General features: G+C 48.5%; 9 protein-coding genes. 8 read left to right on the forward strand and 1 reads right to left on the reverse strand.

Annotation, left to right across the window (positions count from 1 at the left end):
* Positions 1–25 precede the first annotated feature (25 nt).
* The 5 genes from J2T14_RS22590 (at position 26) to J2T14_RS22610 (ending at position 10,049) form a co-directional block, all read left to right on the forward strand.
* The gene (locus tag J2T14_RS22590; protein WP_307474415.1) at positions 26–8,068 is read left to right on the forward strand and encodes an RHS repeat-associated core domain-containing protein; all 8,043 of its coding nucleotides are present in this window, start codon (positions 26–28) and stop codon (positions 8,066–8,068) included.
* Positions 8,069–8,078: 10 nt separating this feature from the next.
* Entirely contained in the window at positions 8,079–8,492 is a 414-nt protein-coding gene (locus J2T14_RS22595) for a hypothetical protein (protein WP_307206025.1), read from the forward strand.
* A 705-nt stretch (positions 8,493–9,197) separates the two neighbouring features.
* Positions 9,198–9,524 (forward strand): hypothetical protein, encoded by a 327-nt coding sequence (locus J2T14_RS22600; RefSeq protein WP_307206024.1) that lies wholly within the window; start codon positions 9,198–9,200, stop codon positions 9,522–9,524.
* A complete protein-coding gene (locus J2T14_RS22605) occupies positions 9,491–9,694 on the forward strand; it encodes an RHS repeat domain-containing protein (protein ID WP_307206023.1) in 204 nt (67 codons plus the stop codon). Before J2T14_RS22600 ends, J2T14_RS22605 begins: the two co-directional genes overlap by 34 nt.
* A 37-nt stretch (positions 9,695–9,731) precedes the next feature.
* Complete coding sequence (locus tag J2T14_RS22610; protein WP_307206022.1) at positions 9,732–10,049, forward strand: hypothetical protein; 318 nt, start codon at positions 9,732–9,734, stop codon at positions 10,047–10,049.
* An 80-nt stretch (positions 10,050–10,129) separates the two neighbouring features.
* On the opposite strand, the gene J2T14_RS22615 is transcribed toward J2T14_RS22610, so the two are convergent.
* Positions 10,130–10,384, reverse strand: a complete 255-nt coding sequence (locus tag J2T14_RS22615) for a hypothetical protein (protein ID WP_307206021.1) — start codon at positions 10,382–10,384, stop codon at positions 10,130–10,132.
* A 3-nt stretch (positions 10,385–10,387) separates the two neighbouring features.
* Between J2T14_RS22615 and J2T14_RS22620 the strand changes: the two genes are divergently transcribed.
* The 3 genes from J2T14_RS22620 to J2T14_RS22630 all read left to right on the forward strand — a co-directional run bounded on the left by J2T14_RS22620 (position 10,388) and on the right by J2T14_RS22630 (position 17,153).
* Entirely contained in the window at positions 10,388–11,572 is a 1,185-nt protein-coding gene (locus tag J2T14_RS22620) for an RHS repeat-associated core domain-containing protein (protein ID WP_307206020.1), read from the forward strand.
* 158 nt (positions 11,573–11,730) lie between these two features.
* Complete coding sequence (locus J2T14_RS22625; RefSeq protein WP_307206019.1) at positions 11,731–12,660, forward strand: hypothetical protein; 930 nt, start codon at positions 11,731–11,733, stop codon at positions 12,658–12,660.
* 251 nt (positions 12,661–12,911) lie between these two features.
* Positions 12,912–17,153: an RHS repeat-associated core domain-containing protein gene (locus J2T14_RS22630; protein WP_307474418.1), complete on the forward strand. Its 4,242-nt coding sequence runs from the start codon at positions 12,912–12,914 to the stop codon at positions 17,151–17,153.
* Positions 17,154–17,193 lie beyond the last annotated feature (40 nt).

Genomic DNA, 17,193 nt, shown 5'->3' on the forward strand with positions numbered 1-17,193 from the left:
AAACAGAGAGACGGGAGAGAATGGTATGAGGTTTCGAAGATTTCGGGGGTTATCGATCGTATTAATCGTTTCATTGCTGCTGGGCTTGGCTCCGGCCGCCATATGGGCGGAAGCGGCGAGCGCGGCGGGGCAGTTTATTACGAATCTCGTTCCGGCAAATGCCGGGGGTAACGGCGATTCGGGGGAAGCCTGGACGGACGGTCCGGACAAGACGGAAACGCCGCGCTATTATTCTTTTGAAGATGAACAGGTGCTGGAAGAAATGTCCGATCTCGGACCGGACCGTAGGGGCTCCGGTGGCGCGAATCTGAAAATGAACGACACGGACGCTTTCTTCGACGTTCAGAAAGGACAAGCCGTTCTTTCCTGGGAAGACAGCTTGCAGGACTGGATAGCCGAGCAGGAGGGTGAGGCGAAAAATCCGCCTTCCGGCTATCAAGTTACGGTGTCCGTCGAGAACATCCAGATGAAGAAGAAGGATGAGGAGAAGGGGAGTTATACGCTCGTTAGCAATAAGGAAAACCAAAGCGGCGAGAACCGTTTCGCATGGGACGGGAAAGACGCGCAGGGAAGCCTTCTTCCGGACGGCGTCTATTATTGGAAGCTGACGGCGGTTCCGCCGACCGTCACTTTCGTGCTGCCTCCTGCAAAGGAAGGCGACGCTCCGACAACGAAGCAATTGACCGCGCCAAGCTATTCGGCCGAGGAACAAATGATTCGACTGGACCGCAGCGGTCCGAAGGTCATGGCGATTCATCCGCTTGGCGGAGAGAAGCTTGCCGTTGAAGTGCGCGACATGGTCGGCGGGCTGAAGAAGCTGACCGTAACCGGGGCGAGTTCCTTAACGAAGGAATGGCAGGACGATGCGCTGCCGCTGCGCAGCGCGGTGCCGATTCAGGCTGCAAGCGGAGAGACGATTCGCATTAAAGCGGAGGATGCGGCAGGCAATGTTACAGAGGAAGAGCTGCCGGTACATCCCTATGTCACGGGAACGGGCGATGCGGCTAGTATTCCATTCGCGGAATCGCAGGTTGCCGGAAACAACGTGCGCATCAATCTGGCGTCGGGCAACGGCGTTCAGCGCTTCAACGGGTTCACGCAGGAGCGCCCGGGAGCCGATCTCGATTTTTTCCTGACGTATAATCATCAGAACCGCGTGAGCGGACAACTCGGCTACGGCTGGAGCTTCAGCCTCGATTCCCGTCTGACGAAGTGGCCGGACGGCAATATCACATGGGCCGGCTTCGACGGAACGCTCTATTGGTTCCAGCCGGCGGGCAATAACGAATACGTGACGTATGCGAACGGGCAGGAGCAGCATTTTCCAAACTTGAGCTTCGATCCGGATTCCAGTTCGGCCGACCCGGACGCCTTCATCATGGAATGGCCGGATCAGCTGCGCTACCGATTCCATAACGACGGCCGTTTCTGGCTCATTCAGGACCGCTATACGACGGAAATGTCGTTCGATTGGGAAGAGGTATCGACGGCTTACGGCACCGATTACCGCATTAAGATAGTCCATGACGTCGAACGGAATGAAGTCGTGACCTTCAATTACGAGAAGGGGAAAGATACGCTGAGCTCGACGGTTATTGCCGATGTCGACGCATTGGGCAACCAGATTAAAGGCGAAAAGCGGAAGTTCTTCTTCATGTACAACGCGGACGGGCAGTTCGTCGGTTACCGCGCTCCGTCGCAGCTGGTTACAAGGTTCGTCTATGACGAATGGCATCGGATCGTCAAAGTCATCGACAACGGCAACACCGAGCGCGAAGAGGAAGGTGCGCAGGAGGGATCCGTAACGACGGTTTGGTCATACGGCTCAGGCAACCGCGTAGAGCGCATCGGCATGACGCGCAAGCAGGACCAGGTCAAGGAGTTCATCGGGGCAGCGTATGGATCGAACGAAGCAACGGTGCTGCTGCCGTCCGGCGAATACAAGCTGCTATGGGACGAGTACGGTCATAAGACGCAGAAGATCGAAACGGTCAACACCGTCGATGGCGACAAGGAAGCCGTCACCTCTTACGCATACAGCGGCAATAACCTGATCCGCGTGACGGATCCGATGAACCGCGTGACGCGTTATCGGTATAATGACGCGGATGTTCTGATCGCGCAGCAAAGTCCATCGGGGCGGATCGTACGCTATACGTACGATGACGTTTTGGACTTCACGGGAGAAACGGGCCCGGACGGGCATGAAATTCAAATTGCGTATACCAAGGATAAGCGGAAAATCATTACCCGCACGACGTCGCAGAAGGCCGTCGATCCCAGCGGCGTGAATCCTGAGACGAGCGTCGTAACGACGGAGACATTCAATGCCAAAGGCGATCTCGTAAAGCTGGTCGACGGCGGCGGCAACATCATCGAATTCACGTATGACGAGAACGGATTCGCCATGACGGATGGCGCACGGGAAACGTACGAGAATGACCAGAATGGCAATCATACGAAAATCATCACCGATGCAGGCACGGACGATGAAGCCGTCACGACGCAGACGTTCAATGCCGTTGGCTGGCTGACGAACCGCGTCACGGCGGAAGGGTTGGAGGAATCGTTCGAATACGACGCTTGGGGACGCGTGACGAAGCAGGTTCAGCGTGATCTTGGCGATGCGTCGAAGTCGATGACGAAGACTTTCCGTTACAATGATGGCGGCTACCTGATCGAGGAAACGGACGGCCTTACGAAAATAACCTATGCGCTTGATGGCATGGGACGCGTACTGTCTTCTACGCATGTACCGATGGAAACGGGCACAGAGGGTCAAATCAAGGAATCCTTCGCATATGACAATCGAGGACTTATGCTGAAGCGTACCGATTCGCTCGGCGTAGTAACAGAGTCGGCTTACAATGAGGCAGGGGATTTGGTCCGTACTGTCGTGTCGCCGGGCAACGCAACAACGACGGTCGAGTACGACGAGGCGGGACGCCAGAAGGCGATCGTCGATGCGGACGGCGGCCGTAAGGCGTATGCGTATGACGCATGGGACCGAATCGTAGAAGAGAAGAAGTTCATACGGACGGTTTTGCCTGATAACATTACAGTCGCAAGCGCCGATGATCTGAGTGAACAGATTGCCGTTACCGCGTATCGCTATGACTCTGCCGGACGTTTGATCGAGCGCAAAGAGCCTAACGGCTCGTGGAGCCGCTCCGTCTATGACGGCAACGGACAGATCGTGGAGGAAACGGCGGGCGGAGCGATTCCGGAGTGGAACGGGACGGATCTCGGCACGGGTGAGGCGGACAGCCTGTACGGGGGGCATGAAGCGCTCATCACCCAAAAGTTCAGCTACGACAAGATGGGCCGTATCGTCAGCTTGACGGACGGCAGCGGAAACAAAGTCGAGTACCGCTATTCGGGACGTACGGTTGAGACGATTACGCCTGCGCTTGACGAGAATGGAAATGCGGTAAAATATACGCAGACCGCATCTTACGATACGAACGGCCAGCTCGTTCGGACGGTATCCGAATCCGGCGACGTCGCGAGCGTTCGTTATGACGCTTTCGGCAACGAGGTCGAATCGGTTAACGAGGAGGGGCAGACGATTGCCTCGACCGTTGACGCTTTCGGCCGCGTGAAGGAACGTACGGAAGAGGCAGACAGCTCGGGAGCGGTTCAGAAGTTTGCCTATAAGACGGACGCCTGGGGCAATCAAACGGAGGAACGCCGCCAGTTGAATGACAGCGAGTGGGCGACTTCCTCGTACAAATATACGCCTGAAGGCGAACTGAAAGAGTGGATTTCGTCCGAAGGCTTGGTTAACGTCCATACGTACGACGAGCTTGGACGTTTGCAGCAAACAGTCGAACGGAATCGTACGGAAGGCGGCGTCCTCGAGGAGAGAGTCACTTCGTATGCGTACGACGTCATGGGAAGAGAGACGAAGCGCGTAGAGCCGGACGGCACCGAATCGCAATCGGTTTACGACACGAATGGCAACCTTGTTCTTGCGATCGACGGCTTGAACAATATTGCCGAATACCGCTACGATGCGGCCGGCCAATTAACGGAGTCGATCACTTACAAGGAAGGCGCTACCGACTTTAGCGAAGCGAATATATCGGCTTTAACGAAGTACGTATACGATGGTGTCGGGCATGTCGTTGTGGAGAAAAATCCGAACGGCAACGTTACGCGCTCGATCTATGGCGACAACGGACAATTGGCGAAAGAGATACATTATGAAGGCTCTACCTTATCCGGCAAACAAATCGCCAATGAATACAAGTACGACCCTCGCGGCTTGCCAGTCGCGTATATTGATGGCAACGGCCACCAGACGACGGTTGCTTACGATGCCGAAGGGCAGCAGTTGGTGGAGAAGGATGCCGTAGGACAGTGGACCAGATATGAGTACAGTCCTGCGGGTTATATGACCGCGGAGCGCCGTCCGCTGGGACGGGATACCGAGTGGAAGTACGACTATCGCGGCAATGTTTTGGAAGAGAAGGATGCGCTGGGACGCATTCTGCGTTACGATCTTGACCTTGACGGACGTACGGAAACGGAGTACAACCGGCTCGGCGAGGCTACGCAATACGATTACGATACCGAAGGACGCGTTACGCTTAAGCAATCGCCAAGCGGCGGCCAGTTCAGCTATCGTTACGATTCGGTCGGCAATAAGCTGGTTGAGAACCGTCCAGTGTACGGACCGGTGCAGTACAAGTATGACGAGCGCGATAGCTTGACTTCCATCATCGAGTCGCAGGCTGCTGCGGGAGGCATGACTACCTCCTACACGTACGATGCCGAGTTGAACCGGACAAGCCAGCAGGACGGCAACACGCAGTTGACGCAGTATGACTATGACGAGCTTGGACGTCGTCTGCAGAAGGTTGTTATTCGCGCGGAGAACGGACAGGACGTTTTCGAATACCAATACGATGCGAACGGCAATTTGCTCGAGGAGAAGAAGCCGGGTGGATTAACAACGAAGTTTAAGTACGACTTCATGGATCGCAAAATCCGCGAGGAATACAGCGACGGTACCTGGTACGCGTATACGTACGACAATGCGGGCAATATGCTGACCCGTACCGACGCGAACGGAACGATCGTTTACAGCTATTATGATAATAACCAGCTGAAGCAAACGGTGTACCCGAACGGCGATACAATTGTGTACGAGTATAATGCCAACGGCGAGAAGGCTGCGGAGATCGTAAACGGCGTTCGCACCGAATACGATTACGACGCTGTCGGTCGTCCGACAGGTTATACGGACAGCAAAGGCTACAAGTACGAATACGAATTCGATGCCGACGGTTATGTGACAGCTATCAAATATCCGAACGGTACCGTTACGTCCATCGACTATAAGCCTGGGCATCTCATCGATACGCAGAAGACGACACTGGCTGAAGAGCCGCTTCATGCCAGCGATTACGAGCATAATGAGCGTGAATTTATTACCGGCGTTAAGGAGCAGGGCGATACGAGCGGCTATGCCTATGACAATAGGGAGCAGTTGGAGCGATTAGAGACGGCTGACGGAGACGTCATCTTGTACGAATACGACGGAGCGGGCAACCGTACCGTGCGAAAAGCCATTCTTCAAGGTACCGTTGAGGACAAAAATAAAGTCATTACGACGGACGAGCTCGTGCAAATGGTTCTCGAATCGTTCGGCATGAAGCCGGGCGAGCCGACCACGCCTTCCGAGCCAGGTGGGGAACAACCGCCTGCTAGTTGCGAGCCGAACGGCAATGGCAATAATGGCAACAACGGTAACGGAAACGGTAATGGCAACGGCAATGGAAATGGCAACAGCGGAAACAACGGCAACGGTAATGGAAATGGTAAAAGCTTGTCGTCCGGCAATGTCTCCATTCTGTCTAATGGCAACTCGGCCGCCAAAGAGAATGGCAACGGCGGCGGTAACGGCAATGGCAACAATGGTAACGGCAACGGTAATAGCGGGAACGACAACGGCAATAACGGCAATAACGGTAATAACGGCAATGGTAATGGCAATAACGGAAACGGTAATGGCAATGGCAACAATGGAAACGGTAATGGCAACAACGGTAATGGCAACGGCAATAACGGAAACGGCAATGGTAACAATGGAAACGGAAATAATGGCAACAACGGCGGCGGTTGCGGCTGGCTGAAAGCACTGGAGAAAGGCAACGGCAAGAAGCTTGGTCTTTACAAGAAGCTTGGCGAAGCTTTTGCAGACGCTGAAGGATCAGGAACAAGCACAGAAATAGCGACGATGTTCGAAACGGGCAAAATCGAGCATCTGCTTGCGGCTATCGACAACATCGTCAACGTCGAAGTCAATCTGCCGCCGGGCGAGCAGACGAAGCTTTTTGAACGAATTCGCGAAGTCGGCAAAGGGTATACGATCATCGGCACGAATTATACGTATAACACCCGTAATCAGCTCATCCATCGCGAAAATGCGATTCGTTACGAGGAATACGACTATACGTATGACGACGCTGGCAATCTGTTGACGGACAGTCGCAGTAAATACGAGTGGAATGCGCTCGGACAACTGACGAAAGTGACGTTCCCGGATGGTTTTGGGGAGAAATATGCCTATGACATGCTGGGACGCCGCATTAGCAAAACGCAGTTCAACCATACGGGTTCGACGCAGGAAGTCACCCAATACACGTATAAAGGCGATACATGGGCGATCACCGAAGAGAGCGACGGTAGCGGCAATGTGACCAGGTCGTATACCTTTGATGCCAATGACCGACCGCTATCCATCACGCTGGAAGGCCAAACGTTCTGGTACGTGTATAACGGTCACGGCGACGTGGTGGCACTGACGGATAAGGACGGCAAGGTAGCGGCCAGATATGAGTACGATGCATGGGGTCTTGTCACGCGCATGTATAACGGTTTAGGGGAACGCGTACGCGAGGGGACCGGCTGGATCGGCGATCTAGGTACCGGTAACGGCAGCCCTGGATCCGTTCAAGGGCCGGAAGACGAGAGCGGAAATACCGAACCTGACTACCATCCGGGTATTGGTAATGCTGCTGAGAGTACAGAAGGCACGGATGGAACGGAAGCCGTTGAAGCAGAATCGACTGTAGATGGTGAGTTGTCTACTCTTCTAGCTGAAGTAGATATCGAGCCGACCGCTGATATTACAACGGAGCTCGTCAAAGAGAATCCATACCGCTATGCAGGCTACTATTGGGATCGAAAGACGCAATACTATTACTTGCAAGCCCGGTATTATGACCCGCGTCTGGCTCGGTTCATATCAGAAGATACGTATGAAGGTGAGATCGATACACCGCTGAGTTTAAATCAATACGTATATGTGAACAACAATCCACTAAGATATATTGATCCGAGTGGTCATAGGCCTTGTGAAGGTGCAAGATCATGTGATGGAGTTGGGGAAAAACCTAGTCTTTGGATACAGGGGATAGATGGTCAATTATCTACCGCTGATCAAGTGAAAGTTCGGCAGCTAGATAAAGACTGGGGAAATGCAAAATCTCAGGAACTAAAGGACAATTTGTATTCAGCTGTAACTCGGATTAGGAAAAGTCATTTTATAAATAAAGCAAATAAAGTTCGAGCTGATCTAAATGATGATTTTGTCGAAGCCATTGCAGATTCAATTCCTAATGCTAGAAGCGTTGTTAAGAAAATGAGTAAATCATTATTAAAAAAGATCATAAAAGCAATGGATGATGACGATGTTACTTTCATCTACAGGAGGTCAGATGTGTCTACTGCCCAAAGTCTAACAGCAGAACATAAAAACGTACTGAAATATAGGAATGGAGAATGGGTTAAAAAAGGTAAGGACGATGAAGCGCTATCATGGTCAACTAGTATGATGTTACCAGGCTGGGTCTCTACTCTAGAAGCTATTAATGAGACAGGAATGTTAAAAGCAGTAAAAGACGGAACAAACCATGTTTCAGTTGCTCCAACGACTGCTGCACAAAAAGCATTTGGAACTATTGCAGATTGGAGAAATAGCTATGATAATGCTAATGAAAACGCACATTTTTATACTTCTATACTAATGACAGTAAGTATTCCTGTTATTTCGAACTAAGGAGGACCATATGAGTCAATCTATATATGGAGAAATAATTGCAGGACATTGCATTGGAAAGTTTGTATTAGGACTTACAAAAAATGAATTACTTGAATTAATTGATTTTCCATACAACATGAAAGAAACACCAGATAGTATTAATGTAGAGTCAGAGAATATTGATTTTTTTATCGATAAACATACGGGGAAATTGTTCACAATTTCTGTTTTTGGTGATTTTCGAGGTAAATTTCAAAATCAAATACGAATTGGATCAACTTTAACTGATGTTAAGAAGCAAGTGAAAGGGGATCTAGAATACGATCCGATGGGTAACGAATATAACATGAAGGGAATAACTTTCTTTTTTTCACCTATGGATAAAGAAAAAAAAGAAATTTTAAATTGTATTGTGATTTGGAAATCGTTTTCAGTTGAGTAATTATTAGAAACTACAAATAGGTCAATCAGAATCACTTGATTGGCCTATTTCTCTTACTCTAAGTTAACTAAAATAATATGAAACGAAGAAACGAGGAGTAGATATGACAACAGGAAATAAAGCAAGAGGTTATCTAGCAGGTGTGAAAGGGTGGTTATTGTTTTATACTGTTATACTAGTCATTATGTTAATATCGAGTGTTTCAGATATGATGACAAACCTCGTGTTGTTACGAATTAATACAGTTGAAAAAATAATATACCGAGTTGCTCAATTAACTTTAGTAAGTCTATTGATGTCGGCCTCAGTAATTTGGATTTTATTAAAGTTGCGGATAGCTCCGTTAATCGTAATCATAATGGAAGCTTTTAGGATGGGAATAACGGTTATGCAAGTTATAGACTCTAATAAGAACATAGAGGATTGGATCGTTTTATGTTTTGGACTGGTCTGGGGCTGCTTATGGATAGCCTATTTTATTCGGTCCAAAAGGGTTGCGAACACGTTTGAAAATTAGATTAAAAGGCCGAGAATACCTCAAAATGAATCTACTCAAAGCGTAACTCGGCCTTTTCTTTTCACTCTATCCCGTTTGGACTTTACAAAAAGGAAGTTGGGCTGCCTTCGGGGGCTTCAGCTTGTCCATCGCGAAATGCGATTCGTTACGAGAAATACGACTATAAGTATGACGACGCCGGCAACCTGTTGACGGACAGCCGCAGCAAAAACGAGTGGAATGCGCTCGGACAACTGTCGAAAGTGACGTTCCCGGACGGTTTTGGCGAGAAATATGCCTATGACATGCTGGGACGCCGCATTAGCAAAACGTTGTTCAACCATACGGGATCGACGCAGGAAGTAACCGAGTACAAGTACAAAGGCGACACATGGGCGATCACGGAAGAACGCGACGGCAGCGGCAATGTGACCAAGTCATATACGTTCGATGCCGATGACCGACCTTTGACCATCACGATGAAAGGCCAGACGTCTGTTTTGTGTATAACGGTCACGGCGACGTTACGGAGCTGACGGACAAGAACGGCAAGGTAGCAGCTCGTTACGAATACGATGCATGGGGGCTTGTGACACGCATGTACAACGGCTTAGGCGAACGTGTGCGCGAAGGCATCGGCTGGATCGGCGACCTCGGCACCGGCAACGGCAGCTCTGGCTCGACTCAGGGACCGGAAGATGTGTAATGTTTACACTTCATAAATAATTTGGAGGATAGTAAAAATGGATATGGATCGAATGAACCAGGAAATGGAGTATTTAGTTGAAAGAATTACTAGCACATTACGTGGAGTAGATTTTAATGGTAACAAAGTAATCGATGATATCGCGGTTAAGGCACTATTTATTTTATTAGAGTCAATGAAGGATTTTTCGCAAGATAAAACGGAAGTAAATAAGAGATTTGTAGCTTTATTGTTCTATTTGTATCGTAAGATTCGTTCAGAGGCAGAGTATACAGATTATCCAGAACCTATTTTTATTCTTGCAGGTCAAGTTGAAGATTACATGGCTGATTTATTCGGGAAATATTTTGATTAACTCTGTTATGATCTGGATTTTAACCACATGCGAGTTAAACAACTCCATGTGTTTTTTTGTTTTTACCATAGCCTTAGACCCTAGCAGCTATCGACAATACCGTCAACGGTGAAGTCAATCTGCCGCCGGGCGAACAGACGAAGCTTTTTGAACGGATTCGCGAAGTCGGCAAAGGGTATACGATCATCGGCACGAATTATACGTATAACGCCCGTAATCAGCTCGTCCATCGCGAAAATGCGATTCGTTACGAGGAATACGACTATACGTATGACGACGCCGGCAACCTGTTGACGGACAGCCGCAGCAAATACGAGTGGAATGCGCTCGGACAACTAATGAAAGTGACGTTCCCGGACGGTTTTGGCGAGAAATATGCCTATGACATGCTGGGTCGTCGGATTAGCAAAACGCAGTTCAACCATACGGGTTCGACGCAGGAAGTTACCCAATACACGCATAAAGGCGATACGTGGGCGATCACGGAAGAGCGCGACGACAGCGGTAATGTGACCAAGGCGTATACCTTTGATGCCAATGACCGACCGCTCTCCATCACGCTGGAAGGCCAAACGTTCTGGTACGTGTATAACGGTCACGGCGACGTGGTGGCACTGACGGATAAGGACGGCAAGGTAGCGGCCAGATATGAGTACGATGCATGGGGTCTTGTCACGCGCATGTACAATGGCTTAGGGGAGCGCGTACGCGAAGGAACTGGCTGGATCGGCGACCTCGGAACGGGCAACGGAAGTCCTGGCTCAACTCAGGGACCTGAAGATGAGAGTGGAAATACTGATCCGGATTATCATCCGGGTATTGGTAATGCTGCTGCTGAGGGTACAGAAGGCACTGATGTAACGGAAGTCGATGAAGCGGCATCAGATGCAGAAGATGAGTTGTCTGCTCTTCTAGCTGAACTAGATATCGAACCGACTGCTGATATTACAACGAAGCTCGTCAAAGAGAATCCATACCGTTATGCAGGCTACTATTGGGATCGGAAGACGCAATATTACTACCTGCAGGCTCGCTACTATGACCCGCGCCTAGCTCGGTTTATTTCCGAGGATACGTATGAGGGTGAGACTGAGAATCCACTGAGTTTGAACCAGTATGTGTATGTCGAGAGTAATCCATTGAATTATGTGGATCCGAGCGGTATGGCTCCAGTTTTAATCGGTTACGTATATATTATTGAAGGACCATATAGTGGTGTTACCTCAACATATATAGGCTCTACAGCGCAAGAACTTAAAAAACGGATGGGAAACCATAAATGGAAAGAAATAGTCACGCATCCTGATTCTACTGTACATGCTATTGAAATAAAAGCTGAGCTTGTTATATGCAAGACGAAGGAGGAGTATTTACTATTGGATACTCTAAAGCTCATTATTTTGCCAAAACTAAATATTTTAAAACCTATCAATCAGGCCCGTCTGTTGGGAAAAAAGTGGATATTGATAAGGAAGAATTTAGTTATTGGAAGGCAGAAGGAAAAGCACTGTGGGGATATTTAGATGGCTGGGGTAATTTTGTACCAGGACTATTGAATCCAGTATTACCTAATGCTAATGAAATTTCTGCATAATAATATCAGTATCCCAAATAAGACTTTCTTTTGTCTTGTTTGGGATAAGCGTTTTTCCATTATGCTGAAAAAGAAAGGATAAATAATATGACGCTTGAGCTTACTGTAGATGAATCCACTTTTACTCAATTAGTAAACATAGAACCGCAATATGACAGCTTGAAAATAAGCAATCAGTCGGACATAAAGGTAGATGCGGATGCTTTAATTGAGCATCTGCGACTGATGGAGGGCATTGAGCGAGTTGAAACGCTGACCATTAACTATAATTCTTCTTTAGTTGATCTTGGCGTATTGCGAGCGTTTAAGAACGTGAAGAAATTGTTTGTCTATGGACAACATATCAAATCTTTTGAAGGCATAGAGTGGTTCAGTAAAGGCGTATATATTCAAATTCAAACCCATCGTAATCGACGAAGGGATATATCTCAGCTTTCTCAAACCAAAGTCAAACATATTGATCTTTATGTGGAACGAACCGAGGATATATCGGCTGTTGCAGGGTGCAAATATCTTAAAACAATAGATATTTATCGCTCGATGGTAGAGCCAAATTTAGCGGAATGGAAAGAAATTCAGTTCGAAAGAATTTCTTTTAAAAGCTGCAAATTTAAAGAATTAGGTAACATAGCAGTTGTACCAGGTTTAAGTTATATCAATGTACTAGGAGGTCGCAGCCTAGAACGCTTTACAGGGGATAACAGCAACATTAAAAGGCTGGTTGTGGATAGCTGTAAAAAGCTGGATTTAAGTACGCTAAAAACTTTCGAGGGAATTGAAGTATTAATAGTAAATAGCTGTACTAAGGAAATGAATCTATCAGAGATCAGAGGGCTGAAATACGTCAAGCATATTGATTTCATTTTATGCAATGTAGAGGTCGATTTAATCAACCTGAAGGAGTACTTTCCGAATATAGAGTCATTGCATATTTCGGGGATGAAAAAAGAGTATGGTTTACAATTAAAGCAGTTAAACCCTGATGTCCAGATCACAAGCAGATCATTTGAACTTTAGTGGAGCAGAAAGTCCGTAGACGATGGCATGGTTTGGGGAGACAAATGAAGAAGTAAATCCGCCCCTTGTGGAAATAAGGTAAAGCAAATTAATATTTTTTTAAATGGCAAGATAGGTCAGAACCACATGCGAGTGTCACAACTCCATGTGGTTTTCTTTTCACCTAGACTCATGACGGTGAGCATTTTAATATAATTCGTACGGAAGGCGGCGTTCTCGAGGAAAGAGTCACCTCCTACGAGTATGACGTCATGGGAAGAGAAACGAAGCGGGTAGAGCCGGACGGCACCGAATCGCAATCGGTTTACGATACGAACGGCAATCTTGTGCTCGCGATCGACGGGTTGAACAATATTGCCGAATACCGCTATGATGCGGCCGGCCAGTTAACGGAGTCGATCACCTACAAGGAAGGCGCTACCGACTTTAGCGAAGCGAATATATCGGCTTTAACGAAGTACGTATACGATGGAGTCGGGCATGTCGTTGTGGAGAAAAATCCGAACGGCAACGTTACGCGCTCGATCTATGGCGACAACGGACAATTGGCGAAAGAGATACATTATGAAGGCTCTACTTTGTCCGGCAAACAAATCGCCAATGAATACAAGTACGACCCTCGCGGCTTGCCAATCGCGTATATTGATGGCAACGGCCACCAGACGACGGTTGCTTACGATGCCGAAGGGCAGCAGTTGGTGGAGAAGGATGCCGTAGGACAGTGGACCAGATATGAGTACAGTCCTGCGGGTTATATGACCGCGGAGCGCCGTCCGCTGGGACGGGATACCGAGTGGAAGTACGACTATCGCGGCAATGTTTTGGAAGAGAAGGATGCACTGGGACGCATTCAGCTCTATGATCTTGACCTGGACGGACGTACGGAAACGGAATACAACCGGCTCGGCGAGGCTACGCAATACGATTACGACACCGAAGGACGCGTTACGCTGAAGCAAGCGCCAAGCGGCGGTGAGTTCAGCTATCGCTACGATTCGGTCGGCAATAAGCTGGAAGAGAACCGTCCGGTGTACGGACCGGTGCAGTACGAGTATGACGAGCGCGACAGCTTGACTTCCATTATCGAGTCGCAGGCTGCTGCGGGAGGCATGACTACCTCCTACACGTACGATGCCGAGTTGAACCGGACAAGCCAGCAGGACGGCAACACGCAGTTGACGCAGTATGACTATGACGAGCTTGGACGTCGTCTGCAAAAGGTTGTTATTCGCGCGGAGAACGGACAGGACGTATTCGAGTATCAATACGATGCGAACGGCAATTTGTTGGAGGAGAAGAAGCCGGGCGGATTAACAACGAAGTTTAAGTACGACTTCATGGATCGCAAAATCCGCGAGGAATACAGCGACGGCACCTGGTACGCGTACACCTACGATAATGCGGGCAACATGCTGACCCGTACCGACGCGAACGGAACGATCGTTTACAGCTATTATGATAATAACCAGCTGAAGCAAACGGTGTACCCGAACGGCGATACGATTGTTTACGAATATAATGCAAATGGCGAGAAGGCTGCGGAGATCGTAAATGGCGTTCGCACCGAGTACGATTATGACGCTGTCGGACGTCCGACAGGCTATACGGACAGCAAAGGCTACAAGTACGAATACGAATTCGATGCTGACGGTTATGTGATGGCGGTCAAATATCCGAACGGTACTGTCACGTCCATCGATTATAAGCCAGGGCATCTCATCGATACGCAGAAGACGACACTGGCTGAAGAGTCGCTCCATTCCAGTGATTACGAGCATAATGAGCGCGAATTCATTACCGGCGTTCAAGAGCAGGGCGATACGAGCGGCTACGCCTATGACAATAGGGAACAGCTGGAGCGGGTAGAGACGGCTGACGGAGACGTCATCCTGTACGAATACGACGGAGCGGGCAATCGTACCGTGCGCAAAGCCATTCTTCAAGGAACCGTCGAGGACAAAAACAAAGTCATTACGACGGACGAGCTCGTGCAAATGGTTCTCGAATCGTTCGGCATGAAGCCGGGCAAACCAACCGAGCCTTCCGAGCCAGGTGGGGAACAACCGCCGGCTAGTTGCGAGCCGAACGGCAATGGCAATAATGGCAACAACGGTAACGGAAACGGTAATGGCAACGGCAATGGAAATGGCAACAGCGGAAACAACGGCAACGGTAATGGAAATGGTAAAAGCTTGTCGTCCGGCAATGTCTCCATTCTGTCTAATGGCAACTCGGCCACCAAAGAGAATGGCAACGGCGGCGGTAACGGCAATGGCAACAATGGTAACGGCAACGGTAATAGCGGGAACGACAACGGCAATAACGGCAATAACGGCAATAACGGTAATAACGGCAATGGTAATGGCAATAACGGAAACGGTAATGGCAATGGCAACAATGGAAACGGTAATGGCAATGGCAACAATGGAAACGGTAATGGCAACAACGGTAATGGCAACGGCAATGGTAACAATGGAAACGGAAATAATGGCAACAACGGCGGCGGTTGCGGCTGGCTGAAAGCACTGGAGAAAGGCAACGGCAAGAAGCTTGGTCTTTACAAGAAGCTTGGTGAAGCTTTTGCAGACGCTGAAGGATCAGGAACAAGCACAGAAATAGCGACGATGTTCGAAACGGGCAAAATCGAGCATCTGCTTGCGGCTATCGACAACATCGTGAACGGCGAGGTTAACCTGCCGCCGGGCGAGCAGACGAAGCTTTTTGAACGGATTCGCGAAGTCGGCAAAGGGTATACGATCATCGGCACGAATTATACGTATAACGCCCGTAATCAGCTTATTTATCGCGAAAATGCGATTCGCTACGAGGAATACGACTATACGTATGACGATGCCGGCAACCTGTTGACGGACAGCCGCAGCAAATACGAGTGGAATGCGCTCGGACAGTTGACGAAAGTGACGTTCCCGGACGGTTTTGGCGAGAAATATTCCTATGACATGCTGGGTCGTCGGATTAGCAATCATACGGGATCGACGCAGGAAGTTACCCAATACACGTATAAAGACGATACGTGGGCTATCACGGAAGAGCGAGACGGCAGCGGCAATGTAACCAAGTCGTATACGTTCGATGCGAATGACCGACCGCTGACTATCACGATGGAAGGTCAAACGTTCTGGTACGTCTACAACGGTCACGGTGACGTTGCGGCGTTAACGGACAAAGACGGCAAAGTAGCGGCACGTTACGAGTACGATGCTTGGGGCCTAGTATCTCGTATGTACAACGGCTTAGGCGAGCGCGTACGCGAAGGAACTGGCTGGATCGGCGACCTCGGAACCGGCAACGGCAGCCCTGGCTCCGTTCAAGGTCCGGAAGACGAGAGCGGAAATACCGACCCGGACTACCATCCGGGCATTGGTAATGCTGCTGAGGGTACAGAAAGCACGGATGGAACGGAAGCTGTTGAAGCGGCATCGGATGCAGAAGATGAGTTGTCTGCTCTTCTAGCTGAAGTGGATATCGAGCCGACCGCTGATATTACAACGGAGCTCGTCAAAGAGAATCCATACCGCTATGCAGGCTACTATTGGGATCGGAAGACGCAATATTACTACCTGCAAGCTCGCTACTATGACCCGCGCCTAGCACGGTTCATCTCTGAGGATACGTATGAGGGTGAGACAGGTTATCCTCTTACGTTGAATTTGTACACATATGTTCAGAGTAATCCTTTAAGTTATAAGGACCCAACCGGACACTACTGTGTTTCTATTGACGGGAAGTATGCAAGATCTGGAAAGTGTAAGTCAGATACATCTGTGTATTTAGGGCCTGATAGTGATTATATTGGTAAACCATTACTTAACAACGAGTATTTGTATGGGTTTGTTGGATCCAATGGAGATAGACTCGTACAGTCAACGAACACTCGTATGAATTATTGGACTGTATATCCTGAAGAAAAGGAGAAGTATTTAGTTACAGTTGCTCAATTAAAGCAACTTGGGTGGAATAGTGTTACTACAGTAATGATAAATCAACTAAACAAAACTATACAAAAATATGACATAACAACTTTTAATCGAATTTGCCACTTTTTAAGTCAAGTAAGTCACGAATCGGCTGCAGGAAAATGGACAATAGAACTTGGTGGTAAGTCTTATTTCAAAAAGTACGAGCCAGGAACAAAAATAGGCAAACAATTAGGAAATACAGAGGAAGGTGATGGTTACAAGTATAGGGGTGCTGGATACATTCAATTAACTGGAAGGTCTAATTATCAAAATTTTGCAAATGCAATGGGTGATCAAAAAATTATGGAAGGTGCCGAATATGTTGCAAAGAACTATGCTTGGTTAAGCGCAGGATATTTTTGGGATAAGAGAAAACTAAATGCTAAAGTTGATAAAGGTGCTACAGTCGAAGAAATTACTAAAGTAGTAAATGGTGGAAAAAACGGGCTAGAAGATAGAAAGCGGTATTATAATCTTGCTGTAAATATTTTTAAGAATTTCAATCGGAAATAATACCACTTAAACACAGCTCTCTCTTTTACTACCAATTTTT

This window comes from Paenibacillus harenae (genome assembly GCF_030812415.1).
GTDB lineage: Bacteria > Bacillota > Bacilli > Paenibacillales > Paenibacillaceae > Pristimantibacillus > Pristimantibacillus harenae_A.

What these genes read in the sequence shown, in the direction of transcription:
- J2T14_RS22610 (WP_307206022.1), top strand. Translation starts at nt 9,732, where the DNA reads ATGGATATGGATCGAATGAACCAGGAAATGGAGTATTTAGTTGAAAGA.
- J2T14_RS22590 (WP_307474415.1), top strand. Translation starts at nt 26, where the DNA reads ATGAGGTTTCGAAGATTTCGGGGGTTATCGATCGTATTAATCGTTTCA.
- J2T14_RS22625 (WP_307206019.1), top strand. Translation starts at nt 11,731, where the DNA reads ATGACGCTTGAGCTTACTGTAGATGAATCCACTTTTACTCAATTAGTA.
- J2T14_RS22595 (WP_307206025.1), top strand. Translation starts at nt 8,079, where the DNA reads ATGAGTCAATCTATATATGGAGAAATAATTGCAGGACATTGCATTGGA.
- J2T14_RS22630 (WP_307474418.1), top strand. Translation starts at nt 12,912, where the DNA reads ATGGGAAGAGAAACGAAGCGGGTAGAGCCGGACGGCACCGAATCGCAA.
- J2T14_RS22620 (WP_307206020.1), top strand. Translation starts at nt 10,388, where the DNA reads ATGAAAGTGACGTTCCCGGACGGTTTTGGCGAGAAATATGCCTATGAC.